At 70.5% G+C, this 7,412-nt stretch carries 7 protein-coding genes; 5 read left to right on the top strand and 2 right to left on the bottom strand.

The window, feature by feature from the left end; all coding sequences use genetic code 11:
• Positions 1–194 precede the first annotated feature (194 nt).
• The 4 genes from cobA (at position 195) to GEV07_30215 (ending at position 4,891) form a co-directional block, all read left to right on the top strand.
• On the top strand, positions 195–1,427 hold the full coding sequence (gene cobA, locus GEV07_30230) for a uroporphyrinogen-III C-methyltransferase (protein ID MQA06794.1): 1,233 nt from the start codon (positions 195–197) through the stop codon (positions 1,425–1,427).
• Between the two features lie 280 nt (positions 1,428–1,707).
• Positions 1,708–3,258, top strand: coding sequence for a PAS domain-containing protein (locus tag GEV07_30225; protein MQA06793.1), 1,551 nt, complete (start codon positions 1,708–1,710; stop codon positions 3,256–3,258).
• A gap of 357 nt (positions 3,259–3,615) precedes the next feature.
• The gene (locus GEV07_30220; protein ID MQA06792.1) at positions 3,616–4,542 is read left to right on the top strand and encodes a hypothetical protein; all 927 of its coding nucleotides are present in this window, start codon (positions 3,616–3,618) and stop codon (positions 4,540–4,542) included.
• Positions 4,543–4,552: 10 nt separating this feature from the next.
• Positions 4,553–4,891, top strand: a complete 339-nt coding sequence (locus tag GEV07_30215; GenBank protein MQA06791.1) for a hypothetical protein — start codon at positions 4,553–4,555, stop codon at positions 4,889–4,891.
• Here GEV07_30215 and GEV07_30210 read toward each other — a convergent pair.
• On the bottom strand, positions 4,888–6,081 hold the full coding sequence (locus GEV07_30210) for an arginine deiminase (GenBank protein MQA06790.1): 1,194 nt from the start codon (positions 6,079–6,081) through the stop codon (positions 4,888–4,890). The two genes, GEV07_30215 and GEV07_30210, sit on opposite strands and share 4 nt — an antisense overlap.
• Before the next feature lie 89 nt (positions 6,082–6,170).
• Here GEV07_30210 and GEV07_30205 point away from each other — a divergent pair, with 89 nt between their 5' ends.
• A complete protein-coding gene (locus GEV07_30205) occupies positions 6,171–7,193 on the top strand; it encodes an NAD-dependent epimerase/dehydratase family protein (protein MQA06789.1) in 1,023 nt (340 codons plus the stop codon).
• A 101-nt stretch (positions 7,194–7,294) separates the two neighbouring features.
• On the opposite strand, the gene GEV07_30200 is transcribed toward GEV07_30205, so the two are convergent.
• Positions 7,295–7,412 (bottom strand): IS982 family transposase (locus tag GEV07_30200; GenBank protein MQA06788.1); only part of this gene is annotated, 118 nt, incomplete at its 5' end.

Here is a 7,412-nt window from a genome sequence, read left to right as displayed (position 1 = left end):
GGGCCGCGGAGCCCACCGCACCACCCACCACACCGTCGCGGCACCTGCCGGAGGGCCGGGAGGAGGCGGTCGCACATGAGTACCGCAGCGAAGGAGCTCGACGAGCGACCCGGAGGTAGGGGCCGCGGAGCCCACCGCACCGCCCACCACGCCGTCGCGGCACCTGCCGGAGGGCCGGGAGGAGGCGGTCGCGCATGAGTACTGCAGAACGGTATCCGTTGTTCCTGGACATCGCCGGCAAGGCGGCGCTCGTCGTCGGGGGTGGGCCGGTGGCCAGTCGCCGGGCGGCGGCTCTTGCCGACGCCGGTGCCGACGTGACGGTGGTGGCGCCGTGGGCGTCCGACCAGATCCGCGCGGACGGGCGGCTGCGCTGGCTGCGGCGGCCGTACCGGACCACCGACCTGGACGGGGTGTGGCTGGTGCACGCCGCCACCAACGACCCCACGGTGAACGCCCAGGTGGCCGCCGAGGCCGACGAGCGCCGGGTGTGGTGCGTACGGGCCGACGACGGCACGCACTCGGCGGCCTGGACACCGGCAGTCGCGCGGGTGGACGACGTCACCGTCGCGGTGACGGCGGGCCGCGACCCGCGTACGACGGTGGCCATCAGGGACGCCATCCGCACCAGGGTGGCCACCGACCTGGAGTGCGGCACGCTGCCGATACGCCGCCACCGTAAGCGCGCCCAGGGGCACGTCACGCTGGTCGGCGGCGGTCCTGGCGACCCCGGCCTGATCACCACCCGCGGACGGCGCGCGCTGGCCGACGCCGACGTGGTGGTGGTCGACCGGTTGGCGCCGCGCGCGCTGTTGGCCGGCCTGGACGAGGACGTGGAGGTCGTCGACGTCGGCAAGGCGCCCGGTCGGCAACCGGTGCCACAGCAGGAGATCAACGACATCCTCGTCGAGCGGGCCCGCGCCGGCCGGCACGTGGTGCGGCTCAAGGGCGGCGACCCGTTCGTGTTCGGCAGGGGCGGCGAGGAGCTGCTCGCCTGCCGCGCCGCCGATGTGTCGGTCACTGTTGTGCCCGGCGTGTCCAGCGCGTTCGCGGCGCCCGCGGCCGCGCACGTGCCCGTCACCCACCGCGGCCTGTCCCGCGCGGTGACGGTGGCGTCCGCGCACGACGAGCTGGACTGGCCGGCGCTGGCGCGGCTGGACAGCACGCTGGTGTTGTTGATGGGCGTCAGCACGCTCGAGCAGACGACACGACGGCTGCTCGACAGCGGCCTGGCCGCGGACACCCCGGTGACCGTGGTCGAGCGCGCGTTCTACGACGACCAGCGCACCACGTCGGCGACGCTGGCGACCATCGCGGCGGTCGCGCGGGAGCGAGCGGTCAGCAACCCGGCGGTCGTCGTGATCGGCGCGGTGGCGGGCCTGGTGGCGAGCAGCCTGCCCGAGCTGCCGGAACTGCGTACGGTGAGCTGAAACGCCCTCGACGGGCAACCGACGCAACACCGACGAATCGGGCCGTATCGGTGACCAGGCCGGATCTCGAACGGTAGACCCAAACCGCGATGCGGTGGTGACCAGGACGTCACCGGGCGTCGCAGGTAAAGATACGCCAGTGGTGTTCTTGCCGATGATGCTTAAGTAGGGGTGAGGGCCGGCGTCCTCCCGTCACGAGGAGCCGGCAGGCAACGGTCGACCTCCCCGATCCGGCCGTGGGTACCCCCAACTCGCGGCCGAGGAGTTCGGAGGTGCGCGGATGTCCGCGACGAGCAACGCAGCCGCCCATCGTGTCCGTCATCCACGGCACGCGGCCACCGGGCGGCTACGGCTCGTGGAGAGCCTGCACGAAGTGGTCGCCAGCATCGGCGCCGGACTCGACCTCGACACCGTGCTCACGAAGATCTGCGCCTCCGCTGCCGACCTGCTCGACGCCGACCTCGGTGTGTTCCTCCGGCTCGACGGCGCGTACTGGCGGCCGGTCGTGGTCGGTGGCGCGCCGGACGCCAACTGGGGCGCACAGGTCGCGCTCGAGGACGACTGGGTCACCCAGCTCGTCAGGGACAACAGCGACTGGTGCGCGTTCCCCGTCGACAACGTCAGCCCCGTCATGATCGACATCGTCCGTACGGCGCTGCCGGGCGCGGGTTCCGCGATGGCCGTCGCGGCACGCACGTCCGCCACCACGCATGGCGCGCTTGCCGTCGTCTTCGGCGACAGCAAACGCACGCCTGAGCCGGCGGAGATCGACGTGCTGATGCTGCTCGCCCAGCACGCCGGCATCGCGCTCAGCAACGCCGACTCCTCCGCCGAGATGATCCGCGACCGCAAGCACCAGCACGTGATCATCGACGCCACGACCGACGGGCTCGCCGTCCTCGACGGTGCCGGCCGGGTGCTGCAGTGGAACAGCGCGGCGGAACGGCTGACCGGCCGCTCGAGCGAGGAGGCGGCCGGCAAGCCGCCACCGTTCCCCATCTCAGAACCTGGACAGGTGCTCGACCACCGTCTACCAACCGGACGGTGGGTGGAGATCCTCTCCTCGCGGGTGCCGGACAGCGACGACGTCGTCGTGGAGTTCAGGGACGTGTCCCAGGCGAAGGAGCTGGAGCGAGCCAGAGACGTGCTGCTGAGCACGACCGCACACGAGCTACGCACGCCGGTGACCGCCATCCGCGGCTTCTCCTCGACGCTGCTGCAGCGCTGGGACGACCTGTCCGACGCGGGACGCCGCGCCGCCGTCGAGGTCGTCGCCGACCGTTCCACCGCGCTCGCGTCGCTGGTCGACAAGGTGGTGCTCGGCGTGACGGTGAGCGGCGAGGAACCCGAGCTCGTCACGGAACCGGTGGACCTCGCGACCACTCTCGGCGAGATCCTCTCCGCCTTTCCACAGCCGGCCGACGGCCGCCGCCTGGTCTTCGACGTGTCGCAACCGTGCCGCCGGGCGCGCTGCGACCGCCGTGCGCTGCCCGAGGTGGTGAACGAGCTGCTCGAGAACGCGGTGAAGTTCTCTCCCGACGGGGGCGACGTCGCCATCCGGGTGTGGGACGACGGCACGCAGGTGGGGTTCTCCGTACGTGACCAGGGCATCGGCATCGCGGACGACGACCTGCCGCACGTCTTCGATCTCTTCTACCAGGGCGGCACCGGCGACCGGCGCCGGTTCGGCGGGCTGGGGCTCGGGCTCTACATCGTCCGCCAGCTGGTCAGGGCGCAGCACGGCGCGGTGACGGCGTTGCGCCCGGCGGACGGCGGCACGGAGGTGACGGTGCGGCTGCCGTACTGGGAGACCCCGCCAGTCATCAATTGACTACAAAAGAAGCGGCTCGAGCACCGTCGACGGGGGACACAACAGTGCTCGAGCCGCGAGTGAAACTATAAGAACACAAGGCGATCGGCAACCCTTCGCACGGCGATTCCGATCAAGATCTACGTTACGACTTTGCTTCGCTCCCGGCCGATCACGCCAAGTGAGCAAATCGTGGTGATTCATCCACAGGTGCTGTGCATATCCTGTGCGGCGTCCACAGCAACCGCCCGCCGGGACGGCGGAAGGGGCGTCCGGATGCTGGCGGCCCGAGCGGGTAGGTAGATTTGGGCAGACACGGCGTTAGGTCACACCCCTTTTGCTGGAGCCCGATTGCCGACTTGGTATGCGAAAGCCGCCATGCAGGGAACGCTTTCCCTGCTGCCCGGACGGCAACGCGTCAACCGGGTCTTCCAGAAGCACGTCACGCACTCGCTCGACCTGACCGACAGCTACCTGCTCGGCAAGTGGGAGCGCACGCAGGCGCACGCGCAGGGCTGGCTGAAGCACGGCAGGTCCAGGCACCCGGACGACGAGCGGTTCGTCGCGGTCGAGATCGGCACCGGCTGGTTCCCGGTCACAAGCGTCGGCCTGGTGCTGTGCGGAGCGGAACGTGTACGCACGTACGACGTCAAGGCACTGGCCGACCGGCCGAGCGTGCTCGCGGTGATGAGCTCGTTCGACCGGCTCATCCGCGACGGCGTGATCGACCCGCCGAGCCAGGTGGGCAGGGAGCGGCTCGAGCTCGCCCTGTCGGAGCCTGAGGGCCGCCCGGGGCACGAGCTGCTCGCACTGCTCGGCGTCGACGTGCACATCAGGGACCCGCGCGACACCGGGCTCCCCGACCGCGGCGTCGACCTGGTGGTGTCCACCAGCAAGCTCGAGCACATCTCCCCCGGCCCGATGCGCTGGCTGCTGCACGAGATCGAGCGGATCACGGCGGTCGGCGGCATCATGAGCCACGTGATCGACATGGCCGACCACTACGCGCAGCTCGACGACACAATTAACCGTTTCAACTTCCTCCGTTACGGCAAGCGCCGGTGGAAATTGCTGTACAACAATCAGCTGCATTTCCAGAACCGGTTGCGCGTCAACGACTACAGGAAGATGTTCGAGGACCTGGCGTGGGAGATCGTGGACGAGCACGACGTCTCCCGTCCGGCGGCGGAACTCGCGGAGATACCCGTACACCGCGATTTCGCGCACTACCGGCAGGAGGATCTCCTCGTCACGGAGGCGCACATCAGCTGCCGCCGGCAGGAGACCGACGACCTGCCCGACTAGGGTCGGGCCAATGTCCATTCGCGATCGGCTGCGTGCCGACTTGAAGACCGCGCTGAAGGAGCGCGACCGGGTTGCCGCGAGCACCATCAGGACGGCACTCGCCGCCATCGAGAACGCCGAGGCGGTCGACGCGGTCGAGGTGGACGGCACCGACCCGATGGGCACCGTCGGCCTGTCCCGCGACGTCAGCCGGCGGGCACTGAGCCCCACGGACATCCGCGACATCCTGCGCCGCGAGGTGGACGAGCGACAGCAGGCCATTTCGACATACGAGACGACGGAGCAGCACCCGGAAGCCGACCGGCTCCGCACGGAGCTACGCGTGCTCGAGCGCTACGTCGAGGACTAGGTATTCAGCGGGTCGCGGGTGATCGGGCACGACATGCATCGCGGGCCGCCGCGGCCGCTGCCCAGCTCACTGCCGGCGATGGGGATCACCTCGATGCCGAGGGCGGCCAGGCGCGCGTTGGTCTCCACGTTCCGTTCGTACGCGACGCACAGCCGCGGTGCCAGCGCCAGCGTGTTGTTGCCGTCGTCCCACTGTTCGCGTTCCGCTGTCACCGGGTCGAGCCCGGTGTCGATGACCCGTAGCGAGTCGATCCCCATCGCCTCAGCCGCGGCGTCGACGAACGGCTGCGGACCGCGCACGCTCGGCGCCTCGCCGTCCGGCCGCAGCGTGTACGCGACCAGCTCGTCGGCGATGTTCGGGTACATCAGCACGGCGTCGACGTCGACCATCGTGCACACGGTGTCGAGGTGCATGGTCGCGCGTTCCTGCGCGATCGGCACGGCGAGCACCGTGTGCGCCAGCCCGCGTTCGAAGACGCGCACGGCGAGCCGCTCCACGCCTGCGGGGCTGGTGCGTTCGCCGGTGCCGACAGCGACCACGCCGGGCGCGAGCAACAGCACGTCGCCACCTTCGAGCGGTTCCAGGTGCGGCTCGTACAGCAGCTCGGTGCCGGCGAACCTCGGGTGGTGTCGGTAGATCGTCTTGGTGAGGCTGGTCTCCCTGCGCCTGGCTGCCATCGCAAGCGACGTCACCGCCACCGAACCGCCCAGCCACGTGCTCGAGTCACGCGTGAACAACAGGTTCGGCAACGGGTCGACGATGAAGTCGCCGGTGTCCATGAGTGCGTAGCTCAGCCCGCGGCCTGCGGGCAGCTCGTCGTGCGCGAGGCCGGCTACCAACACGGCCGCGAGCTGCTCCGGCGGCAGGTCGTGCAGGTAGCCGGTCACCTGGGTTCGTAGCGCCTCGCCTAAGCGTACGTCGGCGACGGCTGCGGCGATCGCCTCGTGGCGTGCCTCCGCCGCGGCGAGCGTCTCCCGCAACAGGTCGACGACGTACAGCACCTCGACGCCCCGGGAGGTGAGGGTGGCGGCGAACGCGTCGTGCTCCTGCTGCGCGCGGTCGACCCACGGGATGCCGTCGAAGAGCAGCTTGTCGTTGTTGCGCGGGGTGAGGCGGCGCAGCTCGTCCCCCGGTCGGTGCAGCAGGACCGAACGCAGCTGCCCGACCTCGCTGTCCACGGTGGCTCCCACGGCCGGCAATCTACCCGAGATCTTTCGATCTGCTTACCGATCCGCGCAGGGGCAGCCCGGGCACGGCCGGCGCCGCTAACGTCGCGGGCATGCAGGTACTCGTCACCGGCGGCGCCGGGTTCATCGGCTCACAGGTGGTCGAGGCGTACGCCGCGGCCGGACACCAGGTGCGCGTGCTCGACCTCCAGCCACCGCCCGACCCGACGATCGCCGAGTACGTCGCCGGTGACGTACGGGACTGCGAGGTCGTCGACCGGGCGCTCGCCGGGGTCGACCTGGTCAACCACCAGGCCGCGATGGTCGGCCTGGGCGTCGACCTCGCCGGCGACCTGCCCGCGTACGTCGGCTGCAACGACCTAGGCACCGCCGTGCTGCTCGCCGCCATGGCACGACACGAGGTGCCGCGGCTGGTGCTCGCGTCCAGCATGGTGGTCTACGGCGAAGGTGGGTACCGCTGCGCGACCGACGGGCCGGTGCGCCCGGCGGCGCGCGCCGACGTCGACCTGGCCGCGGGCAGCTTCGAGCCGCGCTGCCCACACTGCCGCGCCGAGCTCACCACGCAGCGGGTCACCGAGGACGCGCGGCTCGACCCACGGAACGTGTACGCCGCCACGAAGGTCGCGCAGGAACACCTCGCCGCCGCGTGGGCGCGCGGCACCGGCGGGAGCGTGGTCGCGCTGCGGTACCACAACGTGTACGGCCCGCGGATGCCGCGCGACACGCCTTACGCGGGCGTCGCGAGCATCTTCCGTTCCGCGCTGCGGCGCGGGGAGTGCCCACGGGTGTTCGAGGACGGCCGGCAGCTGCGCGACTTCGTGCACGTCCGCGACGTCGCGGCAGCGAACCTGCACGCGGCGTCCCACACTGTGGAAGCAAGCGCACTGACGGCGTACAACGTCGCGAGCGGCGAGCCGCACACGGTCGGTGAGCTCGCGCATGCACTGGCCGACGCGTGTGGCGGACCGCGACCGGTCGTCACAGGTGACTACCGCTTGGGCGACGTGCGGCATATCGTGGCGTCGTCGGACCGGATCACCCGCGAGTTGGGCTATGCGGCGCAGGTGTCCTTCGTCTACGGCATGCGGGAGTTCGCCGCACTGTCCGTGGGCTGAGACACCACGGCGGCGTCGCGGCGTTGCAACCGGTGATGGGGGGTGTGCAACGCCGCGACCCCGGCGCTGCACGAGTGTCCCCTAGATGGTTGATTCCTTGGTCAGTGGTCGTAGGCGGTTAGTGATCGTTTGCTGGTGACGCCGGTGGTCCAGTTGGTCCAGATGCCGGAGGTGAGGGCGAGGAGTCGCTGGGCGATGCGGGTGAAGACTCCGGTGGGT

The sequence above is a fragment of the Streptosporangiales bacterium genome, from assembly GCA_009379825.1.
In the GTDB taxonomy this organism is placed as follows: domain Bacteria; phylum Actinomycetota; class Actinomycetes; order Streptosporangiales; family WHST01; genus WHST01.
Note: the sequence above shows the minus strand (reverse complement) of the source record. Positions and strands in the feature narration are given on the sequence as shown.

Excerpts from the sequence above, each read along its gene's own strand:
- GEV07_30225 (MQA06793.1), top strand. The coding sequence starts at position 1,708 with ATGTCCGCGACGAGCAACGCAGCCGCCCATCGTGTCCGTCATCCACGG.
- GEV07_30205 (MQA06789.1), top strand. The coding sequence starts at position 6,171 with ATGCAGGTACTCGTCACCGGCGGCGCCGGGTTCATCGGCTCACAGGTG.
- GEV07_30215 (MQA06791.1), top strand. The coding sequence starts at position 4,553 with ATGTCCATTCGCGATCGGCTGCGTGCCGACTTGAAGACCGCGCTGAAG.
- cobA (MQA06794.1), top strand. The coding sequence starts at position 195 with ATGAGTACTGCAGAACGGTATCCGTTGTTCCTGGACATCGCCGGCAAG.
- GEV07_30220 (MQA06792.1), top strand. The coding sequence starts at position 3,616 with ATGCAGGGAACGCTTTCCCTGCTGCCCGGACGGCAACGCGTCAACCGG.